The organism is Streptomyces dysideae (genome assembly GCF_001514305.1).
GTDB classification, from domain to species: Bacteria; Actinomycetota; Actinomycetes; order Streptomycetales; family Streptomycetaceae; genus Streptomyces; species Streptomyces dysideae.
In genome coordinates this window covers 131695-156762 of the sequence record NZ_KQ949097.1, presented here as the reverse complement: position 1 = coordinate 156762, position 25068 = coordinate 131695, and the positions used below count along the sequence as shown (strand labels likewise).

General features: G+C 71.6%; 24 protein-coding genes and 1 pseudogene. 7 read left to right on the top strand and 18 right to left on the bottom strand.

Annotation, left to right across the window (positions count from 1 at the left end; translation table 11 throughout):
• Positions 1-98 precede the first annotated feature (98 nt).
• Entirely contained in the window at positions 99-383 is a 285-nt protein-coding gene (locus tag AQJ91_RS30750; RefSeq protein ID WP_067028010.1) for a hypothetical protein, read from the bottom strand.
• Positions 384-466: 83 nt separating this feature from the next.
• Positions 467-1351 (bottom strand): LysR family transcriptional regulator, encoded by an 885-nt coding sequence (locus AQJ91_RS30745; protein WP_067028008.1) that lies wholly within the window; start codon positions 1349-1351, stop codon positions 467-469.
• Positions 1352-1482: 131 nt separating this feature from the next.
• Between AQJ91_RS30745 and AQJ91_RS30740 the strand changes: the two genes are divergently transcribed.
• The 5 genes and pseudogenes from AQJ91_RS30740 to AQJ91_RS57865 form a co-directional block, all read left to right on the top strand.
• Positions 1483-2154, top strand: a complete 672-nt coding sequence (locus tag AQJ91_RS30740; protein ID WP_067028047.1) for a succinate dehydrogenase — start codon at positions 1483-1485, stop codon at positions 2152-2154.
• A gap of 1 nt (position 2155) precedes the next feature.
• Positions 2156-4105, top strand: a complete 1950-nt coding sequence (locus AQJ91_RS30735; protein ID WP_067028006.1) for a fumarate reductase/succinate dehydrogenase flavoprotein subunit — start codon at positions 2156-2158, stop codon at positions 4103-4105.
• Positions 4102-4854 (top strand): succinate dehydrogenase/fumarate reductase iron-sulfur subunit, encoded by a 753-nt coding sequence (locus AQJ91_RS30730; RefSeq protein WP_067028004.1) that lies wholly within the window; start codon positions 4102-4104, stop codon positions 4852-4854. Before AQJ91_RS30735 ends, AQJ91_RS30730 begins: the two co-directional genes overlap by 4 nt.
• Before the next feature lie 235 nt (positions 4855-5089).
• The gene (locus AQJ91_RS30725; protein ID WP_067028002.1) at positions 5090-5863 is read left to right on the top strand and encodes a GNAT family N-acetyltransferase; all 774 of its coding nucleotides are present in this window, start codon (positions 5090-5092) and stop codon (positions 5861-5863) included.
• Positions 5860-6381: pseudogene (locus AQJ91_RS57865) on the top strand (lysophospholipid acyltransferase family protein); the annotation flags it as partial. The gene AQJ91_RS30725 and the pseudogene AQJ91_RS57865, both read left to right, overlap by 4 nt.
• Before the next feature lie 249 nt (positions 6382-6630).
• On the opposite strand, the gene AQJ91_RS57860 reads toward AQJ91_RS57865, so the two are convergent.
• The 10 genes from AQJ91_RS57860 to AQJ91_RS30670 all read right to left on the bottom strand — a co-directional run bounded on the left by AQJ91_RS57860 (position 6631) and on the right by AQJ91_RS30670 (position 17684).
• Entirely contained in the window at positions 6631-7371 is a 741-nt protein-coding gene (locus AQJ91_RS57860; RefSeq protein ID WP_067027998.1) for a hypothetical protein, read from the bottom strand.
• Between the two features lie 49 nt (positions 7372-7420).
• Complete coding sequence (locus AQJ91_RS30710) at positions 7421-9766, bottom strand: ATP-binding cassette domain-containing protein (protein WP_067027996.1); 2346 nt, start codon at positions 9764-9766, stop codon at positions 7421-7423.
• 71 nt (positions 9767-9837) lie between these two features.
• On the bottom strand, positions 9838-11160 hold the full coding sequence (locus tag AQJ91_RS30705; RefSeq protein ID WP_079085296.1) for a DUF2716 domain-containing protein: 1323 nt from the start codon (positions 11158-11160) through the stop codon (positions 9838-9840).
• Positions 11157-12170 (bottom strand): LLM class flavin-dependent oxidoreductase, encoded by a 1014-nt coding sequence (locus AQJ91_RS30700; protein ID WP_067027994.1) that lies wholly within the window; start codon positions 12168-12170, stop codon positions 11157-11159. The genes AQJ91_RS30705 and AQJ91_RS30700 overlap by 4 nt, the downstream gene beginning before the upstream one ends.
• Positions 12171-12219: 49 nt before the next feature.
• A complete protein-coding gene (locus AQJ91_RS30695; RefSeq protein WP_067027992.1) occupies positions 12220-13389 on the bottom strand; it encodes a GTP-binding protein in 1170 nt (389 codons plus the stop codon).
• 6 nt (positions 13390-13395) lie between these two features.
• The gene (gene rpmF, locus AQJ91_RS30690; protein WP_067027990.1) at positions 13396-13566 is read right to left on the bottom strand and encodes a 50S ribosomal protein L32; all 171 of its coding nucleotides are present in this window, start codon (positions 13564-13566) and stop codon (positions 13396-13398) included.
• A gap of 85 nt (positions 13567-13651) precedes the next feature.
• Positions 13652-14059 carry a (2Fe-2S) ferredoxin domain-containing protein gene (locus AQJ91_RS30685; protein WP_067027985.1) on the bottom strand — a complete coding sequence of 136 codons (408 nt, stop codon included), beginning with the start codon at positions 14057-14059 and terminating at the stop codon, positions 13652-13654.
• A gap of 58 nt (positions 14060-14117) precedes the next feature.
• Positions 14118-15722: a sodium/solute symporter gene (locus AQJ91_RS30680; RefSeq protein WP_067027984.1), complete on the bottom strand. Its 1605-nt coding sequence runs from the start codon at positions 15720-15722 to the stop codon at positions 14118-14120.
• The gene (locus tag AQJ91_RS30675; protein ID WP_067027983.1) at positions 15716-16162 is read right to left on the bottom strand and encodes a DUF485 domain-containing protein; all 447 of its coding nucleotides are present in this window, start codon (positions 16160-16162) and stop codon (positions 15716-15718) included. The genes AQJ91_RS30680 and AQJ91_RS30675 overlap by 7 nt, the downstream gene beginning before the upstream one ends.
• A 316-nt stretch (positions 16163-16478) precedes the next feature.
• Positions 16479-17684: a right-handed parallel beta-helix repeat-containing protein gene (locus tag AQJ91_RS30670; protein ID WP_067027982.1), complete on the bottom strand. Its 1206-nt coding sequence runs from the start codon at positions 17682-17684 to the stop codon at positions 16479-16481.
• Between the two features lie 254 nt (positions 17685-17938).
• Between AQJ91_RS30670 and AQJ91_RS30665 the strand changes: the two genes are divergently transcribed.
• Positions 17939-18454 carry a phosphatase domain-containing protein gene (locus AQJ91_RS30665; RefSeq protein WP_067027981.1) on the top strand — a complete coding sequence of 172 codons (516 nt, stop codon included), beginning with the start codon at positions 17939-17941 and terminating at the stop codon, positions 18452-18454.
• A gap of 15 nt (positions 18455-18469) precedes the next feature.
• Here AQJ91_RS30665 and AQJ91_RS30660 read toward each other — a convergent pair whose 3' ends face one another.
• The 5 genes from AQJ91_RS30660 to egtA form a co-directional block, all read right to left on the bottom strand.
• Positions 18470-18685, bottom strand: coding sequence for a dodecin (locus AQJ91_RS30660; protein ID WP_067027980.1), 216 nt, complete (start codon positions 18683-18685; stop codon positions 18470-18472).
• Between the two features lie 84 nt (positions 18686-18769).
• A complete protein-coding gene (gene egtD / locus AQJ91_RS30655; protein ID WP_067027978.1) occupies positions 18770-19732 on the bottom strand; it encodes an L-histidine N(alpha)-methyltransferase in 963 nt (320 codons plus the stop codon).
• Positions 19729-20556, bottom strand: a complete 828-nt coding sequence (egtC, locus tag AQJ91_RS30650) for an ergothioneine biosynthesis protein EgtC (protein ID WP_067027976.1) — start codon at positions 20554-20556, stop codon at positions 19729-19731. The genes egtD and egtC overlap by 4 nt, the downstream gene beginning before the upstream one ends.
• Entirely contained in the window at positions 20556-21875 is a 1320-nt protein-coding gene (gene egtB, locus AQJ91_RS30645; RefSeq protein WP_067027974.1) for an ergothioneine biosynthesis protein EgtB, read from the bottom strand. Before egtB ends, egtC begins: the two co-directional genes overlap by 1 nt.
• Positions 21872-23245: an ergothioneine biosynthesis glutamate--cysteine ligase EgtA gene (gene egtA, locus AQJ91_RS30640; RefSeq protein WP_079085294.1), complete on the bottom strand. Its 1374-nt coding sequence runs from the start codon at positions 23243-23245 to the stop codon at positions 21872-21874. The genes egtB and egtA overlap by 4 nt, the downstream gene beginning before the upstream one ends.
• Before the next feature lie 289 nt (positions 23246-23534).
• Here egtA and AQJ91_RS30635 point away from each other — a divergent pair, with 289 nt between their 5' ends.
• Positions 23535-24359 (top strand): TIGR02452 family protein, encoded by an 825-nt coding sequence (locus tag AQJ91_RS30635; protein ID WP_067027972.1) that lies wholly within the window; start codon positions 23535-23537, stop codon positions 24357-24359.
• A gap of 73 nt (positions 24360-24432) precedes the next feature.
• Here the strand turns inward: AQJ91_RS30635 and AQJ91_RS30630 are convergent, their stop codons facing one another.
• Positions 24433-24879, bottom strand: coding sequence for a type II toxin-antitoxin system PemK/MazF family toxin (locus AQJ91_RS30630; protein ID WP_067028043.1), 447 nt, complete (start codon positions 24877-24879; stop codon positions 24433-24435).
• Positions 24880-25068 lie beyond the last annotated feature (189 nt).

Genomic DNA, 25068 nt, shown 5'->3' with positions numbered 1-25068 from the left:
AGCGTTACCTACTGGCCGACCGGATCGGTGCCGGGGGGATGGGGGAGGTGTGGCGCGCCCACGACGAGCGGCTGCGCCACGAGGCGCCGACAAGCTGATCACCGGTCTCGGACCTCCGGCCGGTCGGCGTCCTCGGTTCCTGGTGCGGCGGCTTCCCGCCGGCCGGCGTCCTCGGACCCGGGCTCCGCGGCGCCGGTCCGTCCCGGCTGGCTGAACCCCGCCAGGTCCCGACGTCCGGAGCCGCCCCGGCGGGTGCGTGCTGCCTCGTCCGCTCCGTCGTCCCGCTCGCGATCCCGGGGTGAAGAACCCCTCACGGTGGCGGCGATCATGCTGGTGGTGACGACCCTCACGCTGCCCTGGTGGGCGGCCCTCGTGCTCACCATTCGGGAGCGGAACGGCGGTGCATATCGCGACCGTCCGGCGCGCGAACCGTTACCGCGCCCCGGGCCGGTGACCGGACGGCGGCTCAGCGTTCCAGCAGCATCCGCTGGAGTTCCCGGGCCGCCCGCGGCGGAGCCACATCGCTGCGGTGTGCCAGTGCGATCGTCCGGTGCAGGCCCGGCCGGGCCAGCGGCGTCACCCGTAGGCCGCGTCCCGACCGCGCGGCCACCATCCTCGGTACGACGGCCACGCCCAGCCCCGCCCGCACGAACCCCAGCACCGCGTCCATCTCCCCGCCCTCCACCGCGAAATCCGGCTCGAACCCGGCGGAGCGGCACGCGGCGACGGTCAGTTCCCGCAGGTCGTAGCCGTGCCGGAACATCACCAGGCGTTCGCCCTCCAGGTCGGCGATGCGGATCCCGCGCTGCCCCCGGCCCGGCCTGGGGGAGTCCGGGGACGACACCACGACCAGGTCCTCCCGCAGCAGCTCGACCGTGGTCAGCGCCGGGGACGGCGTGGGCAGCGGCAGGACGACGAGGGCCAGGTCGAGGGCGCCGCGCGCCAGTTCCCGTACGAGATCGTGCGAGCCGCTCTCCTCGATGAGCAGCTGGATGCCGGGATAGCGGTCGTGGAAGGCGCGCAGCACGTCCGGCAGCAGACCCGTGCACAGACTCGGGGTCGCGCCCAGCCGGATCCGGCCGCTGCGCAGCTGCACCAGCTCCTGCACCTCGTGCCGCGCCGTGTCCGCGTCGGCGAGGATACGGCGGGCCAGCGGCAGCAGGGCCTCGCCCGCGTCGGTGAGCGTGATGTTGCCGCGCGCCCGCAGGAACAGATCGGCGCCCAACTCCCGCTCCAGCGCCTTGATCTGCTGCGACAACGACGGCTGCGCGACATGCACGAGATCCGCGGCCCGGGTGAAGTGCCGGGTCTCCGCGACCGCCACGAAGTACTGGAGCTGCTGGAACTGCACCCAGCCATCATAGGGGTCTCATAGGGGTTTCCTATCGAAACGAGCCGGACCATGTCTTGGACCGATGGGGCCGTTCGGCCCTAGCGTCCATGTACATGGCTCTGGCAACGCGGACGGACCGACGGCCGTCCATCGCACGCACCGTGTGGGACAGCTCCGTCGGCAAGAAGACCGTGATGGCGGTCAGCGGCGTGATCATGCTGCTGTATCTGGTCGCCCACATGATCGGCAACCTGAAGATCTACTTCGGCGCGGGCGAGTTCAACGCCTACGGCCACTGGCTGCGCACGGTCGGCGAGCCGTTCATGCACTACGAGTGGACGCTCTGGCTCATCCGCGTCGTGCTGGTCGTCGCCGTCGTCGCCCACGCGGTCTCGGCGTACCAGCTCAGCCGCCGCGACATCAGGGCACGGCCCAGCAAGTACGTGCACAAGAAGCCGCGGGCCAGTTACGCGACGCGCACCATGCGCTGGGGCGGGATCATCCTCGGCCTGTTCATCGTCTGGCACGTCCTCGACCTGACGACCGGCACCGTGCACCCGGGCGGCTTCCAGGAGGGCCACCCGTACCAGAACGTGGTCGACACCTTCTCCACCTGGTACGGCAACGTCATCTACATCGTCGCGATGCTCGCCCTCGGCCTGCACATCCGGCACGGCTTCTGGAGCGCCGCCCAGACCCTCGGCGTCGGCAGCCGCACCCGCGACCGCGCCCTGAAGACCGTCGCAGGCGTCCTCGCGCTGCTGCTCACGGCCGGTTTCATCGCCGTACCCGTGGGCGTCATGACCGGAGTGGTGAGCTGACATGACCTCGTACACCGACTACTCGACCGGCGAACCCGTCGTCGACACCAAGGCCCCGTCCGGCCCCGTCAACGAGCGCTGGGACAAGCGCCGTTTCGAGGCCAAGCTGGTCAACCCGGCCAACCGGCGCAAGCACACCGTCATCGTCGTCGGCACCGGCCTCGCGGGCGGCTCCGCGGGCGCCACCCTCGCCGAACAGGGCTACCACGTCGTCCAGTTCTGCTACCAGGACTCGCCCCGGCGGGCCCACTCGATCGCCGCGCAGGGCGGCATCAACGCCGCGAAGAACTACCGCAACGACGGCGACTCCATCCACCGGCTGTTCTACGACACCGTCAAGGGCGGCGACTTCCGGGCACGGGAGTCCAACGTCCACCGGCTCGCGCAGATCTCGGTCGAGATCATCGACCAGTGCGTGGCACAGGGCGTGCCCTTCGCACGGGAGTACGGCGGGCTGCTCGACACCAGGTCCTTCGGCGGTGTCCAGGTCTCGCGGACCTTCTACGCCCGGGGCCAGACGGGTCAGCAGCTGCTGCTCGGCGCGTACCAGGCGCTGTCCCGGCAGATCGCCGCCGGAAACGTGGAGATGCATCCCCGTACCGAGATGCTCGACCTGATCGTCATCGACGGGCGGGCCCGCGGAATCGTCGCCCGGGACCTGATCACCGGCACGATCGACACGTACTTCGCGGACGCCGTCGTACTGGCGAGCGGCGGCTACGGCAACGTCTTCTACCTGTCGACGAACGCCATGAACTCCAACGCCACCGCCATCTGGCGAGCCCACCGGCGCGGCGCCCACTTCGCCAACCCCTGCTTCACCCAGATCCACCCGACCTGCATTCCGCGCACCGGCGACCACCAGTCCAAGCTCACGCTGATGAGCGAGTCGCTGCGCAACGACGGCCGGATCTGGGTACCCAAGGCGAAGGGCGACGACCGGCCGGCGAACCGGATCCCCGAGGACGAGCGCGACTACTACCTGGAGCGCATCTACCCGTCCTTCGGCAACCTGGTCCCGCGTGACATCGCCTCCCGCGCCGCGAAGAACGTCTGCGACGAGGGCAGGGGCGTCGGGCCCGGCGGGCAGGGCGTCTACCTGGACTTCGCCGACGCGATCAAGCGCATGGGCCGCAAGCCCGTCGAGGCCAAGTACGGCAACCTCTTCGACATGTACCAGCGGATCACCGACGAGGATCCGTACGAGGTGCCGATGCGGATCTACCCGGCCGTGCACTACACGATGGGCGGGCTGTGGGTCGACTACGACCTCCAGACCACCGTCCCCGGCCTGTTCGCGATCGGCGAGGCCAACTTCTCCGACCACGGCGCCAACCGGCTCGGCGCGTCGGCGCTGATGCAGGGGCTGGCCGACGGGTACTTCGTACTGCCGGCGACGATCAACGACTACCTGGCCCGCAACCCGCACCACGAGGCGGTCACCGCCGAACACCCCGTCGTACAGGACGTGCTGGCGGAGACCGAGGACCGGCTGAGCCTGCTTCTCGCCGTCGACGGGGACCGTACGCCCGACTCCTTCCACCGTGAACTCGGCGAACTGATGTGGGAGTTCTGCGGCATGGCCCGCACCGACGCCGGACTGCGCAAGGCGCTGGAGCGGATTCCGCAGATCCGCGAGGAGTTCTGGCGGCGCATCAAAGTCCCGGGCACCGGCGAGGAGTTCAACCAGTCCCTGGAGAAGGCCAACCGCATGGTCGACTACCTGGAGCTCGCCGAGCTCATGTGCCTCGACGCACTGCACCGCGCCGAGTCCTGCGGCGGCCACTTCCGGGAGGAGTCCCAGACGCCCGACGGTGAAGCCGCGCGCCGGGACGACGAGTTCGCGTACGCGGCCGCCTGGGAGTTCACCGGCACCGGCGAGGCGCCGACCCTGCACAGGGAAGACCTGGTCTTCGAGTACGTCCACCCCACTCAGCGGAGCTACGCATGAAGCTCACCCTGCGCGTCTGGCGGCAGCAGAACGCCGACGCCGACGGCGCCATGTCCACGTACGAGGTGGACGGGATCTCCTCCGACATGTCGTTCCTGGAGATGCTCGACACTCTCAACGAGGAACTCATCCTGCGCGGTGAGGACCCGGTCGCCTTCGACCACGACTGCCGTGAGGGCATCTGCGGTGCGTGTTCGCTCGTCATCAACGGCGATGCGCACGGGCCCGAGCGCACGACCACCTGTCAGCTGCACATGCGGTCCTTCAAGGACGGCGACACGATTGATGTCGAGCCGTGGAGGGCGTCCGCGTTCCCGGTGATCAAGGACCTGGTGGTGGACCGGACGGCGTTCGACCGGATCATCCAGGCCGGTGGGTACATCACGGCGCCGACGGGAGCCGCGCCGGAGGCGCATGCCACGCCGGTGCCGAAGCCTGATGCCGACCTCGCCTTCGAGCACGCCGAGTGCATCGGGTGCGGGGCGTGTGTGGCGGCCTGTCCGAACGGGGCGGCGATGCTGTTCACGTCGGCCAAGGTGAATCACTTGAATGTGCTGCCGCAGGGGGCGCCTGAGCGGGAGACGCGGGTGCTGGACATGGTGGCCCAGATGGATGAGGAGGGGTTCGGTGGGTGCACGTTGGCGGGGGAGTGTGCCACTGCCTGTCCTAAGGGGATTCCGTTGGTGTCCATCACCAGCATGAACAAGGAGTGGCTGCGGGCTACTCGGAAGGTCGCCAAGCAGCGGTAGCGCCGCGCTTCAGTGAACGTTCGCCGGTCGGTGCGGACGGGCGGGGCCGGGAGTGGTGCTCTTTCCCGGTCCCGTCTCGCGTTGTCCGCCCCTGGCATTCAGCATCCCCACATCCGCTCTCCTGGCACTGGTTACTCGGCGGTCAGCCGGCCTCGGAAGAACAGGGGCGACAGCGCTTACGTCCCCACGCTGTCCGCCGCCTTCGCCGCACCCGGCCCGTTTCCAGGAGAGAGCCATGACCGGCGTAACCACCCTCGACCGTCCCCCGCAGTCCGCCGCTCCCACCCGCTACACCGTCTCCCTCGCCCGCGACGAGGCCGACGTGCGTGCCGCGCAGCGGCTGCGGCACGACGTGTTCGCGGGGGAGATGGGCGCCCTGCTGCCGACCCCGCAGCCGGGGTACGACATCGACGCCTTCGACGCCTACTGCGACCACCTGCTCGTGCACGACACGACGACCGGGCAGGTCGTCGGCACGTACCGCCTGCTGCCGCCGGAGCGCGCCGCGGTCGCCGGGCGGCTGTACTCGGAGGGCGAGTTCGACCTCACCCGGATCGACGCGCTGCGTCCGAGCCTCGTCGAGGTCGGCCGTTCCTGCGTCCACCCCGGCCACCGGGACGGCGCCGTCATCGGCCTCATCTGGGCCGGCATCGCCCGCTACATGGTCGACCGGGGCCACGAGTGGCTGGCCGGCTGCTGCTCCATCCCGCTCGGTGACGGCGGCGCGCTCGCGTCCGCGACCTGGGAGCGGGTGCGGGGCACGTACCTGGCGCCGGAGGAGTACCGCGTACGCCCGCTGCTGCCGTGGACGCCGGGGGAGCCCGCCGCCGCGACGCGTACCGGGCTGCCCGCCCTGCTCCGCGGGTACCTCCGGCTCGGGGCGATGGTGTGCGGCGAGCCCGCGCACGACCCGGAGTTCGGGGTCGCCGACCTGTATGTGCTGCTGCCTATGAGCCGGGTCAACCAGCGCTATCTGCGGCACTTCCTCTCCCTCATCCCGGCCCGATGAGCGTCTGGCTGCCCAGCGCGCCCTGCACGCCGGGGGTATGTGTGGAGGCGGCGGGGTCCGTCACGGCCGCCCCGCGTGCGGTGCTGCGGCTCGTGGCCGTCGTGGCGCTGGTGCTCGCCGGGGTCGTGCTGGCGCCGTTCAGTGCGTGGATCCCGGCGGGCGTGGTGCGGTGGTGGTGCCGGTGGATCGTGCGGGCCGCGGGGGTGCGGGTCCGGATGACCGGTGCCGCCGCGGTGCCCAGCGGGGGGCTGCTCCTCGTCGCCAACCACATCTCGTGGCTGGACATACCCCTGCTCGGCGCCGTACGCCCCGCCCGGATGCTGGCCAAGACCGAGATCCGGCAGTGGCCGGTCGCCGGGGCGCTGGCCGAGCGCGGCGGTGTCCTGTTCATCGAGCGGGACCGGCTGCGCGCGCTCCCCGGCACGGTCGCCCGTGTCGCGGGGGCGCTGCGCGCCGGGCAGGCGGTGGCTGTGTTCCCCGAGGGCAGTACCTGGTGCGGCCGTGCCCAGGGGCGTTTCCGCCGGGCGGTCTTCCAGGCCGCACTGGACGCCGGGGTCCCCGTGCAACCGGTGCGCCTGCGGTACCGCATCGCCGGGGGAGCGCCCAGCACGGCGCCCGCCTTCGTCGGCGAGGACACGCTGTTCGCCTCGCTGTGGCGGGTGGCGACGGCCCGCGACCTGGTCGCCGAGATCGAGGTCCGGGACCCGGTCCCGCCGGGCCGCCACTGCGACCGCCGTTCCCTCGCCCGGGCCGCCGAGACGTCCGCGCTACCGAGGACGCATCAGGAGCAGATCCTCGCCCCAGTCGTCCAGCACCGCACCGTGCCCGGCCGCACGGGCCGCCGCCTCCACCCGGGCGAACAGCCCGCGCTGGACCTCGACCTCGCCGCTCGCCGAGATCCGGTCCACGGCCCGCAGCAGGGTGTCGCTGTCCCAGCCGGGCAGCGGATACCGGGCGAGCTCCCAGCGTAGGTACTTGTTGTACGGACGAGGTCGGCGATCCAGGGCGAAGAGCACCTCGAGGAGGTGGCCCATGCTGTCGGCGGCGTCGAGCCGGGCGGCGAGCGCCTCTCCGTCACGGTCGTTCTTCAGGGACCGGTAGAGGGAGTTGGCGTAGGCGTCGAGCCACCCGCCGACGGCCCGGAACGCCTCGTCGGCACCCAGCCGCGCCTTGGCGGCCAGGATCTCGCCGATCCCGCCCTCGAGCCGGTCCAGCACGACCCGCGCCCTGGCCAGGGCGTACCGCTCGAAGCCCGGCATCCCGGCGGCCCGGAACCCGGCGAGCGAGACGATCACCAGGTCCAGCTGTGGCGTGCGATGGCCGCCGAAGCGTCGCAGATCCGTCTCGGCACCGTCCGCGAGGACGACGTACAGGTCGTGGTCGGAGTGCTCGGTGGTCATGCCGTCGTGGGCCCGCGAGCCCTTGAGGACGAGACCGACGACGGCGGGATCGGCGGACGCGTGTGCGACGAACGCGTCATAGGTGAGGGGGTGTTGCTGTGCGGTCATGGTGTGATCTCCGGTGGAAGGGCCGTGGGCATGCCTGCCGGGGCGGCGTCTACGAAGAAGGGTCGTCGGGCAGTGCTCGTGCCAGATACGGCGCCGTAACGCTCCCCCCGACCCGGGCCACCTCCCCCGGCGGTCCCGCCGCCACGATCCGTCCGCCCGCGTCGCCGCCGCCCGGGCCCAGGTCGATCACCCAGTCCGCGCCCGCCACGACCGCCATGTCGTGCTCGACGACGATGACGGTGTGCCCGGCGTCGACCAGGCCGTGCAGCTGGCGCATCAGGACCTCGGTGTCGGCCGGGTGGAGGCCGGTCGTGGGCTCGTCGAGGAGGTAGAGGGTGTGGCCGCGGCGGGCGCGCTGGAGTTCGCTCGCCAGTTTGATGCGCTGGGCCTCGCCGCCGGACAGCTCGGTCGCGGGCTGGCCGAGGCGGAGGTAGCCGAGGCCCACGTCCATGAGCGTGCCGAGGCTGCGGGCGACGGGCGGGGTGTCCGCGAAGAAGTCCGCCGCCGCTGCCACCGTGAGGTCGAGGACCTGCGCGATGTTCCGCCCCCGGTACGTCACTTGGAGGGTGTCTGGGTGGTAGCGGGCGCCGCCGCAGTCCGGGCACGGCGCGTACGTGCTCGGCAGGAAGAGGAGCTCGACGCTGACGAAACCCTCGCCCTGGCAGGTCTCGCAGCGCCCGCCGGCGACATTGAAGGAGAACCGGCCGACACCGTAACCGCGTGCGCGTGCCTCGTCGGTGGCCGCGAACACCTTGCGTACGACGTCGAAGAGACCGGTGTAGGTGGCCAGGTTCGAGCGTGGGGTGCGGCCGATCGGTTTCTGGTCGACGGAGACCAGGCGGCCCACGCCGTCCAGGTCCTCCGTGATCTCACCGATGAGCGTGGACTTCCCGGAGCCCGAGACGCCGGTGACCGTGGTGAACAAGCCGAGCGGGAACTCGGCGGTCACGCCCCGCAGGTTGTGCCGGGTGACCGGGCCGACCTTCAACTGGCCCCGGGGCGTGCGGACGTGGCGTACGGGTGTGGGGGAGTGGTCGAAGAGGAAGCGGGCCGTCGCCGACTCCGCGACGGTGGCCAGTTCCGCCACCGGGCCGCTGTGCAGCACCCGCCCGCCGTGCTCGCCGGCCCGCGGACCCACATCCACCAGCCAGTCGGCGCCGCGCACGACGTCGAGGTGGTGCTCGACGACGAACACCGTGTTCCCCGCCGCCTTCAACCGCGCCAGCACCGTGAGCAGGGCCTCCGTGTCCGCCGGGTGCAGCCCGGCGGACGGCTCGTCGAGGACGTACACCACCCCGAAGAGCCCGGAACGCAACTGGGTCGCGAGCCGCAGGCGTTGCAGTTCGCCCGCCGAGAGGGTGGGGGTCGCGCGGTCCAGGCTCAGATAGCCGAGGCCGAGCTCGACGACCGGGGCGATACGGGACCTCAGGTCGTCGGTGAGGACACGGGCCGCCTCCGAGGTGCCGTGGAGCGTGGCGGCCAGCTCCAGCAGGGGGAGTGCCGCCAGTTCCGCGATCGTCCGGCCCCCGACGGTCACCGCCAGCGCCTCGGGCCGCAGCCTGCTGCCGCCGCACGCCGGGCAGGGCGCCGCGGCCAGGAAGCGCTCCGCCTTGGCCCGCAGGGTCTGGCTCTTGGAGTCCGAGAAGGTCTTCATCACGTACCGGTGGGCGCTCATGTACGTGCCCCGGTACGGCCGTTGGATACGGTCGGCGTCCCGCACCGGGTGCACGGTGACGACCGGCTGCTCGTCGGTGAAGAGGATCCACTCCCGCTGCCCGGGGGGCAGTTCGCGCCAGGGCCGGTCCACGTCGTACCCGAGTGTGTCGAGGATGTCGCGCAGGTTCTTGCCCTGCCAGGCCCCCGGCCACGCGGCGATCGCGCCCTCACGGATCGACAGCGCCGGGTCGGGGACCAGCAACTCCTCGGTCGTACGGTGAACTTGGCCCAGCCCGTGGCACTCGGGGCAGGCCCCGGCCGCCGTGTTGGGGGAGAACGCGTCCGAGTCGAGCCGCTCGGCGCCCGGCGGATAGTCGCCGACCCGCGAGAACAGCATCCGCAGGGAGTTCGAGAGGTTGGTGACCGTGCCGACGGACGACCGGGACGTCGGCGCCGACCGGCGCTGCTGCAACGACACCGCAGGGGGCAGACCGGTGATCTCGCCGACCTTCGGCGCCCCGACCTGATGGATCAGCCTGCGCGCATACGGCGCGACCGACTCGAAGTACCGCCGCTGCGCCTCCGCGTAGATCGTCCCGAACGCCAGCGACGACTTCCCGGACCCCGAGACCCCTGTGAACACGGTCAACACGTCCCGCGGGATGTCGACGTCCACACCCTTGAGATTGTGCTCGCGGGCGCCACGGACACGGACGTACGGATCGTGGGGATCGTGCATGAGAGCGAGCTCCAGGGAGATCTTCGGGACAAACCCCGCAATCCTATGCGAGCGTGCCTCGCCGGAGGCCGTCAGGGACCGAAGGTCCACACATTGCCGACCGGACGCCCGTCGCGCCGCAGCACCGTGCCGAGCAGGTCGGTGAGCTCCTCCTCGACCTCGGCCACGAGGTCCGTGCCGAAGACGCAGAAGGAGTCCTCCTGCCAGTTGCCGAAGGTGCCCATGCGGAGGTCGCCGGTGACCTGGATGATGTGCTCGTCGACGAGGTAGGGCCACCCTGTCCAGGGCGGCTGGCCCGGCCCGCCGACGCGCAGGGGCTCGCTGCGCGAGCCGCTGATGAACCACTTCAGGCAGTACAGCCGGTCACCGGGCCGGGCACAGGCGCGTATCCCGCGCGCGATCACGTCGTTCACCCGCGCGAGCACGGGGTCGCGCGAGGTCTCGACGGCCATCGTGTGCCAGGTGACGGAGCCCGGCGGCTCGGCGATCCCCTGTGCCTTCGTCTCGTAGGTGACCTGGAACCGTTCCTCGAACCGCTTCCAGACGTCGTCGTGCTCCGGGTCGTCCAGCAGCTGCTTCGCCGGGCGTTCCCGGGCCGGTTCACCGGGTGGCGCCCAGCGGTACGTGGTGACCCGGCCGGCCTCCTGGAACCCGGCCGCGAGATGCACCGGTACGAGCTCGCCGCTCGCCTCGGCCACCAGGAGCGGCTTGCCGGACCACCCCCGGGACGCCCAGGCCGCCGCCGCGCGCAGCAACCCGGGGTGCGGCGCGGTGATCCCGCCGATCGAGGCGAAGTCCGTGCCGGACACCCGCTCCAGCCAGACCGCGTCCACGACGTTCCCGTCGCGCTCGACGCCCAGGACGTTCATGTCGGCCTCCTCGACGCGCGCGATCCCGTCGGCCGCCAGCTCCCGGAGTGGTCTGCGCTGCTCGGGGGCGGCCGCGGCGAGCTGGTGGAACGACTCGCGTTTCTCGTGTCCGAGGCCCAGCCAGTACGGCCGTATGCGCGTGCGCGCCTCCGTGTCGTCGTCCGTCGTCGGTGGGGCAGGTACGTCGGCGGCGTGGGCGAGGAGCAGGGAACGCGACGGGCCCGGCGTGAACCCCGCGGCCCGCAGCGCCTCGGCGAGCCGCGGCGTGTCGTGCGCGTACACCTTCCACTCCACCGGCTCCGTGCGCCCGGCGAAGACCTCCTGCTGCCGCCGGACCAGACCCTCCAGATCCGCCACGCCGGCGAGGTCCCGGTGGTCCACGACCCCGTGTGTGCCGTAGTGGACGCGGACGAGCGGTCCGTCCTCCTCGGCGACCAGGGCCCAGGCGTAAGGCAGCCCCTTTGGGACGCGCCCGCGCAGCTGGGTCTCGTACGCGGTGAGCAGCGTGGCGGCGGCAGCGGTCACTCAGTGGCCTTCCCTCGGTTCACGATGCCGGCGAGCCGCCGGTAGGAGTCCAGCAGCGCCGCACGGTCGTATGTGCTGGTGGTGACGAGGATCTCCTGTGCGCCCGTCTCCTTCAACACCGTTTCCAGCTCGTGCGCGACCTGTTCCTCGGTGCCGGCGATGTGGCCGGTGAGGCCGGACTCGTAGAAGCCCAGTTCCTTGCCGGTCATCGTGAGCGACTCGATGCGCTCGGCCGGCGGGAGCGGCGGGAAGGTGCCGTGTGTGCGCGAGTACGCCATCGACCAGGCCTCCGGGATCAGCAGCCGCCGGGCCCGGTCGGGGGTGGCGGCCACGGCGATGTTGCCGGAGATGACGACATAAGGCTCCGATGCCCAGGGGGAGGGGCGGAAGTGGGCGCGGTAGTGGTCGATGCCGTGCCGCATCCGGTCGCGGTTCCGGAGGTCGCCGATGACCATCGGCAGGCCCGCGCGGGCCGCGATCGCCGCGCCCTCGCCCATCGCGAGGACGAAGGGCGGCACGGTCAGGCCCTCGGCGGGTCGGGCGTGCACGCCGGTCGGGGAGGTGCCGCGGAACCAGCCGAGCAGCTCGTCGAGCTGGCCCGCGAAGTCGCCGGCGTCGTCCTTGTCCCGGCCCAGGGCCTTGCGCACCCCGTCCGTGAAGCCGACCGAACGCCCCAGGCCCATGTCGATCCGCCCGGGGAAGAGGGACTCCAGCACCCCGAACTGCTCGGCCACTACCAGAGGTTGATGGTTGGGCAGCATGACGCCGCCCGTGCCGACGCGGATCGTGCGCGTCCCGGCGGCCACGGCGGCGGCCAGCACGGTCGGCGCGGAGCCCGCGACGCCGGGCACCCCGTGGTGCTCCGAGACCCACACGCGGTGGTAGCCGAGGCCCTCCAGCTGCTGCGCCAGTCGTACGGTGTCGCGCAGTGCCTCGGCGTTCGTGTGCCCCTCGCGGGTGCGGGAACGGTCGAGGACGGAGAAGCGGGTCTCGGCGATCAGGGAGCTCACACGGGGTTCAACGCCGGGAGGCTCGTCGCATTCCCGGCGTCACCTGGCGTCAGTGCGCGGACACGGCGTGTTCGTGGTCGCAGGTGTCGTCGATGCCGTAGGTGTCCCAGGCGGGGAACGGGTCACCCGGCGGGAGGCTCTCGCCGGGTGCCATGAGGCAGTCGGCGAGGGCGGCCTGGAGTGCCTTCGCGTCCAACTGGGTGCCGATGAAGACCAGTTCCTGCGCGTACGGTGCGTCGTCGTCGCGGGCGGCCGACGGCTCGAAGCGGGCCACCGAGCCGGCCTGCGACCACAGGCCCGTCACGTGCGGGCGGCTGGCCAGGGTGAAGAAGCCCTTCGAGCGCAGGATCCGGCCGTGTCCGCCGCCGTCCAGCTCCTCGGTGACGAACGTCCACAACCGGTCGGGGTGGAAGGGGAGTCCGGAGCGGAAGACGGTGGAGGAGACGCCGTACTCCTCGGTCTCCGGGACATGGTCGCCGTTGAGCTCCCGCACCCAGCCCGGCGCCTGCTGCGCCCGCTCCAGGTCGAACAGCCGCGTGCCCAGCACCTCCTGGAGCTGGATCCGGCCGTGCATGGCCTCGACGATCCGGGCGGTGGGGTTGAGGCGTTCGAGGGCCGCCCGCAGCCGGGCCGCCGACTCCGCGTCCACCAGGTCCAGCTTGTTGAGCACGATGACGTCGGCGAACTCGATCTGGTCCACGAGGAGGTCGCTGACCGTGCGTTCGTCGTCCTCGAACGGCGCGAGGCCGCGCTCGGCCAGTTCGTCGCCGTTCGCCAGCTCGGGCAGGAAGTTGGCGGCGTCCACGACCGTGACCATGGTGTCCAGCAGGGCGACGTCGTCGAGGGTGGCGCCGTCGTCGCGGGCGAAGGCGAACGTGGCTGCCACTGGCATCGGTTCGGAGATGCCCGACGATTCGATGAGGAGATGGTCGAAGCGGCCCTCGCGGGCGAGCCGGTCGACCTCCTCCAGCAGGTCGTCGCGGAGCGTGCAGCAGATGCAGCCGTTGGTCATCTCGACCAGACGTTCCTCGGTCCGCGACAGGGCGGCCTCGCCGCCGCGCACCAGCGCGGCGTCGATGTTGACCTCGCTCATGTCGTTGACGATGACGGCGACCCGCAGGCCCTCGCGGTTGGCGAGGACATGGTTGAGCAGGGCCGTCTTGCCCGCCCCGAGGAAACCGGACAGGACGGTGACGGGCAGGCGGCGGTCGTACGGCATCGGGGCTCAGCCCTCGGGGCGCAGCAGCCCGCGCTCGTACGCCTTGACCAGGTTCTGCGGCACCAGGTGGCTGACGCCCTCGATCGTGACGGGCACCAGTTGCGGCGTGCTGGCCTTCCACTGCGCGCGGCGGTGGCGGGTGTTGCTGCGGGACATCTTCCGCTTGGGGACAGCCATGGCGAACCTCCTCGGTGGGTGAACACCGAGGACGCTACATGAAAATGGATCCCATTAACAATTGGCCGGGATGTCCGGCAGGTGCTCAGCGGCGGGAGCGGACCTTTCCCTCCCGCGGCGGGCTGATGAACTGCAACTCCAGCGTCACCGGCGGCTCGGCGACGCCCGGCCCGCCCGCCGCCGCCCACTCCGCGAGCTCCTCGGTGCTGGCGTCGTCCATGGCGAACCCGATCCAGGTGGCCCGCCCGCCGGCCCGGCGCCCGGCGGCCGAGGGGCGGACGACGATGACGTTCGCCTGGTCGCAGGGGCCCAGACAGTCGGTCGTACGGACCTGGAAACCGCCCTCTGCCGCGGCGGCCCGCAGTCGTTCCAACTGCCAGGCGTGGTCGGCGCCGGGGAGCTTGCGGGCGTTGCCGCAGCAGCAGCCCCGGCAGACGACGAGGGTGCACGGTTGGTGCCGGGCGGCGCCGGTCAGGATCGTACGAGGAGGCATGACAGAAGCATGCGGTGTACGCGGTGCGCGCCGGGCACGGGGGTGGGCGTACGGTGCCTCACTCCTTGGCGCCCACCAGCATCCGCACCTCGAACTCCTCGTAGGGCGACGCCTCTTCCTGGCGCGGGCTGGGGCTCAGCACGGTGCCGAGCCAGCCGAGGAGGAAGCCCGCCGGGATGGAGACGATGCCCGGGTTCTGCAGCGGGAACCAGGCGAAGTCGGCGTCCGGGTAGAGCGAGTTCGGCGTGGCGGACACGACGGGGGAGATCAGCACCAGCAGGACCGAGCAGAACAGACCGCCCCAGAGGCTGAGCAGTGCCCCCTGGCCGGTGAAGCGCCGCCAGAAGAGGGTGTACACGATCGTCGGCAGGATCGCGGACGCCGCGATGGCGAAGGCGAGGAAGGCCAGCGTCGCGGTGTTGGTCCCCCAGGAGACGAGCGCGAGCAGCATGCCGAGGACACCCACCACGACCGCGGAGAGGCGGGCGACGGCCAGCTCCTCCCGCTCGCTGGCCCGGCCCTTGCGGATCACCTCGCCGTACAGGTCGTGGGCGAGGGACGTGGCCGCGGCGAGCGTGAGACCGGCCGCGACGGCGAGCAGGGTGACGAAGGCCAGGCAGGACAGCAGGGCCGTCAGGATGCCGCCGCCGAGCGCGTTGGCGAGGAGCAGGACGGCGGCGTCGCCCTTGTGGTCCGTGTTGGCGATGGACTCCCGGCCCACCACCGCGGTGGCGCCGAGCCCGAGGATGCCGGCCGCCAGACAGACCAGGCCGACCAGGCCCACCGCCCACACGACGGAGGAGCGCAGTACGTCGACCTTGCGTGGGGCCAGCAGGCGCATCAGCACATGGGGGAGCGCGGACAGGCCGAGGACGATGGCCAGTTGCAGGCTGAAGAAGTCGAGCTTGCTGGTGGCGCTGGCACCGTAGCGCAGCCCGGGTTCGAGGAAGGCGGTGCCGGTCCCGCTGTGGTTCGCGGCCGCGGCCAGCAGGGCGTTGGGGTTCCAGTCGAAGCGGTGGAGCACCATCACCGCGGTGACCGTCACGCCCGCCACCAGCATCACGGCCTTGATGATCTGGATGACCGTGGCGCCGGGCATGCCGCCGATGGCGGCGTACACGATGACGATCGTGCCGATCACGATCACGCACAAGGTGCGGGTGGTGGCGCTGGGTGCGCCGGTGAACTGGGTCAACAGGGCGATGCTGCCGACGAGTTGGGCCACCAGGTAGAGGGTGGCGATGGTCAGTGTGCAGACGGCGAGGGCGAGCCGGGCCGGCCGGTGCAGCCGGGACAGGCGCAGGGCCAGTGTGTCGCCGAGGGTGAACCTGCCCGCCCGGCGCAGGGGTTCGGCGATCAGCAGCAGCACCATCATCCAGGCGACGACGGTGCCGCCCAGGTACATCAGCCCGTCGTAGCCGGTGAGGGCGACCAGTCCGGTGCTGCCCAGCAGGGTCGCGGCCGACAGGTAGTCACCGCACATGGCGAGGCCGTTGCGCAGCGGTGACATGGTGCGGTTGCCGAGGTAGAACTCGCTGATCTCGTCGCGCTGAGGGGCCGTCAGCAGCGCCATGAACAGGGTGACCACGACGACGGACAGGAACAGCACGAAGGTCAGCTGGAGACTGAAACGGTCGACGATGCCGGCGGAGGTGGTCACCACGTGCGGTACCCCCTCGAGCCGTGCGGAACGGCCTGGCCGGTGCCGCGGCGCGGCACGGTGGCGCGCGGTGGTCGGGCGTCGTGCGGATGGTGCCGTGACCGCAGGCCGCGGGCCAGCGGATCGACCCGGGTGCGCATGTGCCGGACGTAGCACCAGGCGGTCACGCCCATCACGGCGAACTGGCCGAGGCCCAGGGCGAGACCGAGTGTCAGGTGGCCGAGCAGGGGCTGGTTCATCAGGCCGGGGGCGAAGTGCGACAGCAGTACGTAGAGCAGGAACCCGCCGACGGACAGGATCGTCGCGCGGGTGCCGAAGTGGCGCTGGGCGCGGCGCAGGGAGCGGAATTCGGGATCGTCGGATATGCGTTGCGACGGTGCGGGTTCGTTATTCGGGGAGTTGTATGTGAACGAATTGTCGGACCATGGTGAAAATTCGGGCACAGGCGCACCTTCTTTGCTGCGTCATGCCGCGCACTCGGCTTCCGCATGCGCGCTTTGTGGGGGACTCGTGAATCCGAAGAGATCGGTTTTCGAAAACACGTGGTTGCGTCGGAGGTCGGAGTATGGCAGTGGCGTCTTTTAACTATCAACTGCCCAGGTGAGGTGGGGTGCTTGCGTGGCGCATTTACACCCCCGTCCTTTGTGCGCGCTGCTGCCCTGCCTGCAGAGAAGAGCTCTTCGGTGAATAGTCCGTACCATTTCTTTCGGTCGGACTGTCTCAAACGCATCGCATGGGAGACGGTCCGGTCGGGCGGCTCTAGAACCGGGCGCCGACGGCGGCCCCGTTGCGCGGCACGAGGAATGACGGCGCCGACGGCAGCGAACCGTCGGCACCACGCGCGCCGGTGATCGCGGCGGGGTCCGTGCTCAGGACCGACGCGGCGTTCCAAGTCCCGCCCAGGTTCCATGAGTTGCCGCTGGCCACGGTCCCCGAGCCGACGGCGACGGCGCGGGCGTCGGCGACGGACAGGTTGCCGGTGAGGGTGGCCTTCCCGCCGGAGACGTCGGCGTCGAAGCCGGTGCCGGCGTTGCCGTAGGTGGTGTTGCGGTTCAGGATCATGGCGCCCGCGTTGCTGTTGTCCGTGACCCCGTGCGCCGCGTTCTTGAACGAGATGGTGTTGCGCAGGGTGTGTGCGACCGCCGGGGCCGGGCTGCCGCCGCCGAGTTTGAAGCCGTTTCCGTCGCCCGCGAAGTCGGGGAAGTCCCAGCGATTGAACCCGTTGCCGTACGCGACCGTGTTCTCTACCAGGATCGGGGAGGTGAACTTCCAGGCGTCGTAACCGTCGTCGACGTTGTTCCACAGCCGTGCGCCGCGCACGACATTGCCCGTGCCGCTGCCTTCCTTGATAGCCAGGCCGTCGGCGCTCTCGCCGTTCTTGCGCGGATCGCGGTTGCCGTAACTGTCAAGGTTCAGGATCTGGTTGTTGCCGGAGGCGCCCTGGAGCTGGAAGCCGGACTCGTAGTTGTCGTGGGTCTTCAAGCGGGCGAACACATTGCCGTTGCAGCCGTCGCAGTAGATGCCGTACGGCCCGTTGACGATCTCCAGGTCGGAGATCCGCCAGTACGAGGCCTCCTGGTGGATCGCTCCGCGCTCGGCCCGCGGGATGCTGCCGCCGACCGGCGTGTGGCTGGCGGGCAGTTGCTCGCCGTCCACGATCACGCGCTCGCCCTGGTAGGTGCCGAGGGTGATGGGCTGGGACGCGGTGCCCGACGTGGTGATGGTGATGTTGTCGGTGAGGGCGTACCTGCCGCCGCGTACGGCGATGGTGTCGCCGGGCTTGGCCAGGCCCACCGCCCGCTGGATGGTGCGCAGCGGCTGGGCGAGGGTGCCGGGCGCAGTGTCGTTGCCGTTGGTGGCCACGATGAGGGTCGTCGGTGCGGCGGCCGCCCCGCTCGCCGGGCCCAACACCGTCACCAGGGTCGCGCCGACCGCTGCCGCCGTCCGGATCGCCGTGTTGCGCATGAGGGCCTCCCGCCTCCGCCTGACTGCCATGTCGCAGAGCAGTGGGCGCCCGGGACGGGAAGGTTGCCGGGGTGGGGCCGTTCCGGGGTCCTCGCACTATGCCCGCCCGGGTCGCGTGGTCTGTCACCTCGCCGCGTTGCCGAAAAGCCCAGGTAGCTCCCCTACCAGGGCTCTCCGGCGCCTTGCGATGCACGGCACCAGACCACGCGACCTGATCGGACGCTCATAGTGCAAGGACCCCTTAGGGTGAGTATGTGACCGACAGCAGCAGACGGCCCCTCGCGGTGTTCGACCTGGACGACACACTCGCCGACACGGCCCATCGGCAGCGGTTCCTGGAGACCACACCGCGCGACTGGGACGCCTTCTTCGCGGCCGCGCCGCAGGACCCGCCCGTCGCGGAGGGCATCGCGCTGGCGCTGGAGAGCGCGCAGGAGTGCGAGGTCGTCTATCTGACCGGGCGGCCCGAGCGCTGCCGGCGCGACACACTCGACTGGCTCGCCGCGCAGGGGCTGCCCGAGGGGCGGGTCCACATGCGGCGCGACGCCGGGCGGGCGGGTGGGGGAAGAGGTGACCGCCGGCCCGCCCGGCGCACCAAGCTGGAGATCCTTCGCCGGCTCGCGAGGACCCGGGAGATCCGGGTCCTCGTGGACGACGACGAGCTGGTGTGCGAGGACGCCGAGTGGGCCGGCTTCACCGTCGTACGGGCCCGCTGGACCGCCCGGTCCGCCGCCCTGAAGGTCGCGCAGGAGCGGGAGGGGCGGACCTGAGGCCCCGGCGGCCCGTCAGTCGTCCTCCTCGAGCCGGAAGCCGACCTTCAGGCCCACCTGCCAGTGCGCGATCTGCCCCTCCTCGATCTGCCCCCGCACCTGGGTCACCTCGAACCAGTCCAGTTTGCGGAGGGTCTGCGAGGCCCGGGCGATGCCGTTGCGGACGGCCTGGTCGACACCCTCGGGCGAGGTGCCGACGATCTCCGTGACCCGGTAGGTGTGGTTCGTCATGCGGGTGCTCCTCTCCGTGCGACCATGGGTGTGTCACGCGTCACTCCACCGTGCCTCAGCCCGCCGCGGTCCGCGAGCCGTCGGTCACCGCACCACGCTCAGCGACAGCGCGAACCGGCCCTCGCCGTCCGTCCACCAGTGGGCCAGCTCCAGCCCCGCTGCGGACAGCTCGGTACGCACCCCCTCCTGCCGGAACTTCGCCGACACCTCCGTACGCATCTCCTCGCCCGCCGCGAAGTCGACGGCGAGGTCGAGCGCGGGCACCTTCACGGTCTGTGCCGTGCGGGAGCGCAACCGCATCTCGATCCACTCGTTCTCCGCGTCCCACAGGGCGACGTGGTCGAAGGCAGCGGGATCGAAGTCGGCGCCCAGCTCGCGGTCGATCACGGTCAGGACGTTCTTGTTGAAGGCGGCCGTCACCCCGGCCGCGTCGTCGTACGCCTCGACCAGGACCTTCTCGTCCTTCACCAGGTCCGTGCCGAGCAGCAGCGCGTCACCCGGCGACAGCAGGGCGCGGACCGAGGCCAGGAAGGCCGCGCGCTCCGCCGGCAGCAGGTTGCCGATCGTGCCGCCGAGGAACGCCAGCAACCGGGGACCCGGCGTGTCCGGCAGCGCGAGCCGGGCGGTGAAGTCGGCGATCAGGGCATGCACCTGGAGACCGGGACGCTCCGCGATGAGCGCGTACCCGGCCTGACTGAGGGCGCTCTCGCTGACGTCGACGGGGACGTACGTGTGCAGGCCGGTCAGCGCGTCGATCAGGTACCGCGTCTTCTCCGAGGAACCGGAGCCCAGCTCCACGAGGGTGCGGGCGCCGGTCGCGGCGGCGATCTCGCCGGCACGGGCGACGAGGATCTCCCGTTCGGCACGCGTCGGGTAGTACTCGGGCAGCTCGGTGATCTGCTCGAACAGCTCGCTTCCGTGGGCGTCGTAGAACCACTTCGGCGGCAGTGTCCTGGGGCTGCGGGTCAGGCCCTGCAGGACGTCGGCGCGCAGGGCGGCCTCGGTGGCGTCCTCGGGCAGGGTGCGGGTGAGAAGGAACGGACTCACGTACGGGGCTCCTTCGAGGATGGGGGTCCCCCCGCTCGAGCGGAGCCGAGAGTGGGGGAGGATGCCAGGGTGTCGCTCGGGTCCTTGAGCGGGGTGAGCAGTACGTCGGTGCCGCTCGCCGCGAGCAGGGTGCGGTCGGGGACCTCCCGCCAGTGCGGGTCGTCGTCGTAGGGCTCGGAGGCCACCACGGTGCCGCCGCCGGGCCGGGACAGATACCAGAGGGTGTCGCCCCAGGCGGTAGCGGCGATGGCCTCGCCGTTGGTGAGCATCAGGTTGAGCCGGGAGCCGGGGGCCGCCTCGGTGACCTCCAGGACGGTGTCGGCCAGCGCCTGGCCCTCGTCGTCACCGGCGCGCAGCCGCGCCAGGACCAGAGCCCACACGAACGCCGAGTCGGTGCGGGCCTCCAGCGACAGCGGATCCACGGCGGGCAGACGCGGGACGAGCGGCGCCAGGGAGCGCGGCCAGCCCGCCACGGCGCCGTTGTGGCTGAACAGCCAGGGGCCCGCGGCGAACGGCGCCGCCGCGGCCTCCCCGTCCGGGCCAGGCACCGTCGCGTCCCGGACGGCGGCGAGCAGCGCGGTGGTGCGTACGACCCGGGTCAGATCGGCGAAGGACGGATCCGCCCAGACGGGCCCGGCCCGGCGGTACCGCGCCGGCACCGGATCCTCGGTGGCGTACCAACCCACCCCGAAACCATCGGCGTTGACCGTCCCGTACCGCTGCCGTCGCGGCGCCCACGACTGGCGGTACAGACTGTGCGGCGGCTCCACGAGAAGTCTGCCGAGCGGCTCCTCGGGCCCCAGGTAGGCGAGATGACGGCACATCAGACGCCCTCCGCGGAACGGGCCGTGCGGAAGCCGGAGAAGATCTGCCGCCGGATCGGATAGTCCCAGTTGCGGAACGTGCCCCGGCAGGCCACCTGGTCCACGGCGAAGGAACCGCCGCGCAGCACCTTGTACTCGGACCCGAAGAACACCTCCGAGTACTCCTTGTACGGGAACGCCACGAACCCCGGGTACGGCAGGAAGTCGCTCGCCGTCCACTCCCACACGTCACCGATCAACTGCCGTACGCCGAGCGGCGATTCACCCGCCGGATAGCTCCCGGCCGGAGCCGGACGCAGATGCCGCTGGCCCAGGTTGGCGTGCTCGGGCGCGGGGTCGGCGTCGCCCCACGGGTAGCGCGTCGGGCGGTCCCCGGCGGGGTCGTGCCGGGCAGCCTTCTCCCACTCGGCCTCGGTGGGCAGTCGGCGCCCGTCCCAGCGGGCGTACGCGTCGGCCTCGTACCAGCACACGTGCACCACCGGTTCGTCGGGCGGCACCACCTCGGTCACACCGAACCGGCGCCGCAGCCACTGCTTGCCGTCGCGGTGCCAGAACAGCGGGGCGTGGATCGCGTGCCGGCGGATGTGCTCCCAGCCGTCGGGCGTCCACCAGCGGGGATCGTCATAGCCGCCGTCCTCGATGAACGCCTGGAACGCGGCGTTCGTCACCGGCGTCGTGTCGATGTAGAAGGGCGCCACCTCGCGCCGGTGCGCCGGGCGTTCGTTGTCCAGCGCCCACGGCTCGGTGGACGTGCCCATGGTGAACGGGCCGCCGGGGAGCAGGACTTCGGAGGGACCCGTGAATAGCGGCGCCGGTTCCGGGTCCGGGGCGGTGAGCGCCTGCGGCCCCTTCCTGAGCTGATGGGTGATCAGCATCGTCTCGTCGTGCTGCTGTTCGTGCTGGGCGATCATCCCGAAGGCGAAGCCCGCCTCCGTCAGCCGCGTCCCGTGGAACGCGGTGCCCTCCAGCAGGTCCAGGACCCGGCCGCGTACCTCCGCCGCGTACGTCCGGGCTTCGGCGGGCGGCAGCAGCGGCAGGGACGGGCGTTCGGAACGCGGATGCTCGAAGGCGTCGTAGAGGCCGTCGATCTCGGGCCGCATCGCCTCCCGTCCGGCGACCGCCCGCAGCAGCCACATCTCCTCCTGGTTGCCGATGTGCGCGAGATCCCACACCAGCGGGGACATCAGCGGAGAGTGCTGGGCGGTCAGGTCGGGATCGTCGACGCAGCTGGTGAGCAGGGTCGTACGGTCACGGGCGGTGGTGAGTGTGGTCAGCGCCCGCTTGCGGAGCGTCTCGGCGTCGAGGGCGGGGTCGGTCACGTGCGGATGTCCTTCCCGTGCGGGATGGGGGTCCCCCCGGTCATGGGGTCCCCCCGCTCGAGCGAGGCCGAGAGTGGGGGGAGAAGCCGAGACCGGGGGAGGTCCGTGCCGTACAGCCGGTCCAGCAGGTCGTCGGCCGGGCAGCGGCCCTCGCTGACATAGCGGTCCTGATACGCCGCCACTGCGTCCGTGACCTGTGGGGTCGCCCCGAGCCGGGGCAGGGCCTCCAGGGCCGCCGCGAAACAGGCGACGGCCACCTCGCGCAGCTCGGGGTCGGCGAGACCGGACCTGGCCGCGTCGATCCACAGCGCGTTGTGCGGCGCCGGCACCGCCAGGGCGCGCTCGGCCAGCGGCTTCACGGCGCGGTAGGCGGTCTCGGTGGCCTCGCGGTCGTCGAACAGGGCGGCCGTCACGGCGAGCGGCACGATCCAGCCGTCCTCGCCGGGCTGCGCGTCGATCATGCGCAGCTCCAGGTGACCCCGCGGTCTGACCGGCGGGAACAGCGTCGTGAGGTGGTAGTCGAGGTCCGCGTGGGTCGGCGGCCGGGGCGATCCCGACCGGGTCCACTCCCGGAAGGACAGCCCGTCCGGGACGTCCCACGGGCCGCTGTCCTGGCGTACGCACATCACCGGGGCGTCCAGGACGTGCCGGGCCCAGGTGCTGCGCGGGTCGCCGTCGAGCGGGGGAGCGCCCGCCCGGCCCGCGCCGATCTCCATCCACAGCAGCTGCCGGGTGGAGAGCCAGCCGGTGGGCTCCTGCCCGGCCAGCGGCGAGTTGGCGAACGCCGCCACCAGGACCGCGCCCAACTGGTGCGCCAGCCACCAGCGCCGCCCGTGCCCGAGCGGGCCGGGCTCCTCGTGTCCGGCGTCCAGACAGACCTGGACGGAGGCCGAGGTGCACATCATGGCGCGGCCGGCCGGACCGGCACGGTCGAGATACGTCTCCATGGCGTCGTAGCGCGGCTCGCGCAGGAACCGGCGTGGCAGGTGCCAGGGATCGTTGCCGATGCCGACGAGGCCGAGATCGTGCTCGCGCAGGGCCGCGCGGACGGCGTCGAGGTCGGCGGAGACGGTACCGATGCACTCCATCAGCGAGGCGGCGGGCGGCGAGCTCAGCTCCAGCTGACCGCCGGGTTCGACGGTGAGCGCCGACCCCAGGGGCACGGTACGCAGTGCGGCGTAGGCCGCTTCGAGTCGTTCGGGTGTCACGGGGAGCTGCGGACCGCGCAGCTCGTGGACGAGCCATTCCACTTCGACCCCGAGCGTGCGGGGCGGGCCGGTCTTGAAGCAGATGCCCCGGACCAGGGCCTCCACCTCGGCTTCGGTGACCGCGGAGCGGGGCTCCGTACAGTCACTCAGCGATTCGGACATGTAGGGATCCTCCTGAGATTCCACCATGTCGCCGACCCGGAATTCGGATGGCCCGGGTCGGCACACCCGTCCCACCCAAGACCAGCGCGCCGCTCCGCACAAGGGTGCGTACCGGCACGTTCCGGGTCGGTAACCTTCGCCCTCCGGCCGTTTCCAGGGACTTTCCCGGTCGTTCGCGGGGTCGGAAAACTCTGTTGCACAGCATCACCAGCATCGCTCACGATGCGTGCATGAGCACGACGGGGGAGATCGCGCGGAGCGCGGTCATGGCGCGCACGGGGGTGGCGCCATGAGCGCGCGCCTGCGCGGGATCGCACAGCAGACCGAACAGATCGTGGCGGCCGGGACCTACCGCGCGTCCGACGGCCGCGAGGTGTCCATAGCGGCGGCGATCGAGACGGCCCGGGCCGGCACGCGGATGCACGGCCCGGATCCCGTCCCGGTGCCGTCGGCCGCCCCGGTGGACACGTTCTTCGAGGTCACGGGGGAAAGCAGCCTGGAGGCCGCGCGCCGACTGGGCGGCTCCGTCGCCGTACTGAACTTCGCCTCGGCCCGCAATCCCGGCGGCGGCTACCTCAACGGCGCCCAGGCGCAGGAGGAGGCCCTGTGCCGAGCCTCCGCGCTGTACACGTGCCAGATCAGGGTCCGCGCCTTCTACGACCACCACCGCGCCCACCGCGACCCGTTCTACACGGACCGTGTCATTCACTCACCCGGCGTGCCCGTCTTCCGCGACGACCGCGGCCATCTGCTGGACGAGCCGTACACGGCCGGTTTCCTGACCGCCGCGGCACCGAACGCGGGCGTCGTCCGGCGTACGGCACCGGAGCGCGCGGCCGAGCTGCCGCATGCGCTCGCCGTCCGGGCCGAGCGGGTGCTGGAGACGGCCGCCGCGCACGGACACCGGCGGCTGGTGCTGGGCGCGTGGGGCTGCGGGGTCTTCCAGAACGACCCGGCGCAGGTGGCGGCGGCGTTCCGCGCGCTGCTGGGCCCCGGCGGACGGTTCGCCGGGACCTTCGAGCACGTGGTGTTCGGCGTCCTGGACCGTACGCCGGGAGCGGTGGTCCGTGCGGCCTTCGTACGGGCGTTCGCGGAGCGTGAGTTGCAGCGGTGACGGGCGGGCGGGCCGTGCGGCCGTGTCCGCAGCCGGGGCCGCGCGGCTTCGGAGCAGCCGCTTCCGGCGTGCGTCAGCTCCAGCCGTAGCGCTCCCGTAGCCGGTGCCGCACGGAGTTGAACCGCATCCGGTCCAGCGCGCACGCCTCCCGGCGCATGCCCTCCTCGTGCAGCCGCAGCACCCGGTCCACGTCCACCCACGAGTCCCGCCCCGACCGGTCCCACGGCCCGTTCCCGATCGGCACCCACTCCCGGTCGCCGTCGTGCCGCTTGCTGGACAACTGGACGGCGAGGAAGGTGCCCGCCGCCTCCCGGGCGACCACGAGCACGGGCCGGTCCTTGCCACGCCCGTCATTTTCCTCGAAGGGAACCCAGGTCCACACGATCTCACCGGGATCCGGGTCCCCGTCGTGCGCGGGCGAGTACTCGGTCCGCACCCGGCCGACCTTGCGCGGGTCGGCCTCGACGGTGGCGGTGGGGCCGTGCCGGCCCGGGGCGTTCTCATCGGCGATCGCAGTCACGGAGATCACGTTAGAGCCTGCGCGCCGGGCCGCCGACGCCGCCCCTTGTCGCCGTCCACCGGCACCTTCCTGGCGGGCGGCGGTGAGGTCCGGTTCGGGCTCTGCCCGTCCTGGTGCATCATGTTGTCGACGTTCCCGAAGGCGCCGACCCGGACGATCTCCGACCGGTTCCCGGCGAGTTGCCGACAG

Coding starts and splice junctions, on each gene's coding strand:
- AQJ91_RS30750 (WP_067028010.1), bottom strand. CDS start 383: ATGGTGAGCACGAGGGCCGCCCACCAGGGCAGCGTGAGGGTCGTCACC.
- AQJ91_RS30735 (WP_067028006.1), top strand. CDS start 2,156: ATGACCTCGTACACCGACTACTCGACCGGCGAACCCGTCGTCGACACC.
- AQJ91_RS30730 (WP_067028004.1), top strand. CDS start 4,102: ATGAAGCTCACCCTGCGCGTCTGGCGGCAGCAGAACGCCGACGCCGAC.
- AQJ91_RS30725 (WP_067028002.1), top strand. CDS start 5,090: ATGACCGGCGTAACCACCCTCGACCGTCCCCCGCAGTCCGCCGCTCCC.
- AQJ91_RS57860 (WP_067027998.1), bottom strand. CDS start 7,371: ATGACCGCACAGCAACACCCCCTCACCTATGACGCGTTCGTCGCACAC.
- AQJ91_RS30710 (WP_067027996.1), bottom strand. CDS start 9,766: ATGCACGATCCCCACGATCCGTACGTCCGTGTCCGTGGCGCCCGCGAG.
- AQJ91_RS30695 (WP_067027992.1), bottom strand. CDS start 13,389: ATGCCGTACGACCGCCGCCTGCCCGTCACCGTCCTGTCCGGTTTCCTC.
- rpmF (WP_067027990.1), bottom strand. CDS start 13,566: ATGGCTGTCCCCAAGCGGAAGATGTCCCGCAGCAACACCCGCCACCGC.
- AQJ91_RS30685 (WP_067027985.1), bottom strand. CDS start 14,059: ATGCCTCCTCGTACGATCCTGACCGGCGCCGCCCGGCACCAACCGTGC.
- AQJ91_RS30670 (WP_067027982.1), bottom strand. CDS start 17,684: ATGCGCAACACGGCGATCCGGACGGCGGCAGCGGTCGGCGCGACCCTG.
- AQJ91_RS30660 (WP_067027980.1), bottom strand. CDS start 18,685: ATGACGAACCACACCTACCGGGTCACGGAGATCGTCGGCACCTCGCCC.
- egtC (WP_067027976.1), bottom strand. CDS start 20,556: ATGTGCCGTCATCTCGCCTACCTGGGGCCCGAGGAGCCGCTCGGCAGA.
- egtA (WP_079085294.1), bottom strand. CDS start 23,245: ATGTCCGAATCGCTGAGTGACTGTACGGAGCCCCGCTCCGCGGTCACC.
- AQJ91_RS30635 (WP_067027972.1), top strand. CDS start 23,535: ATGAGCGCGCGCCTGCGCGGGATCGCACAGCAGACCGAACAGATCGTG.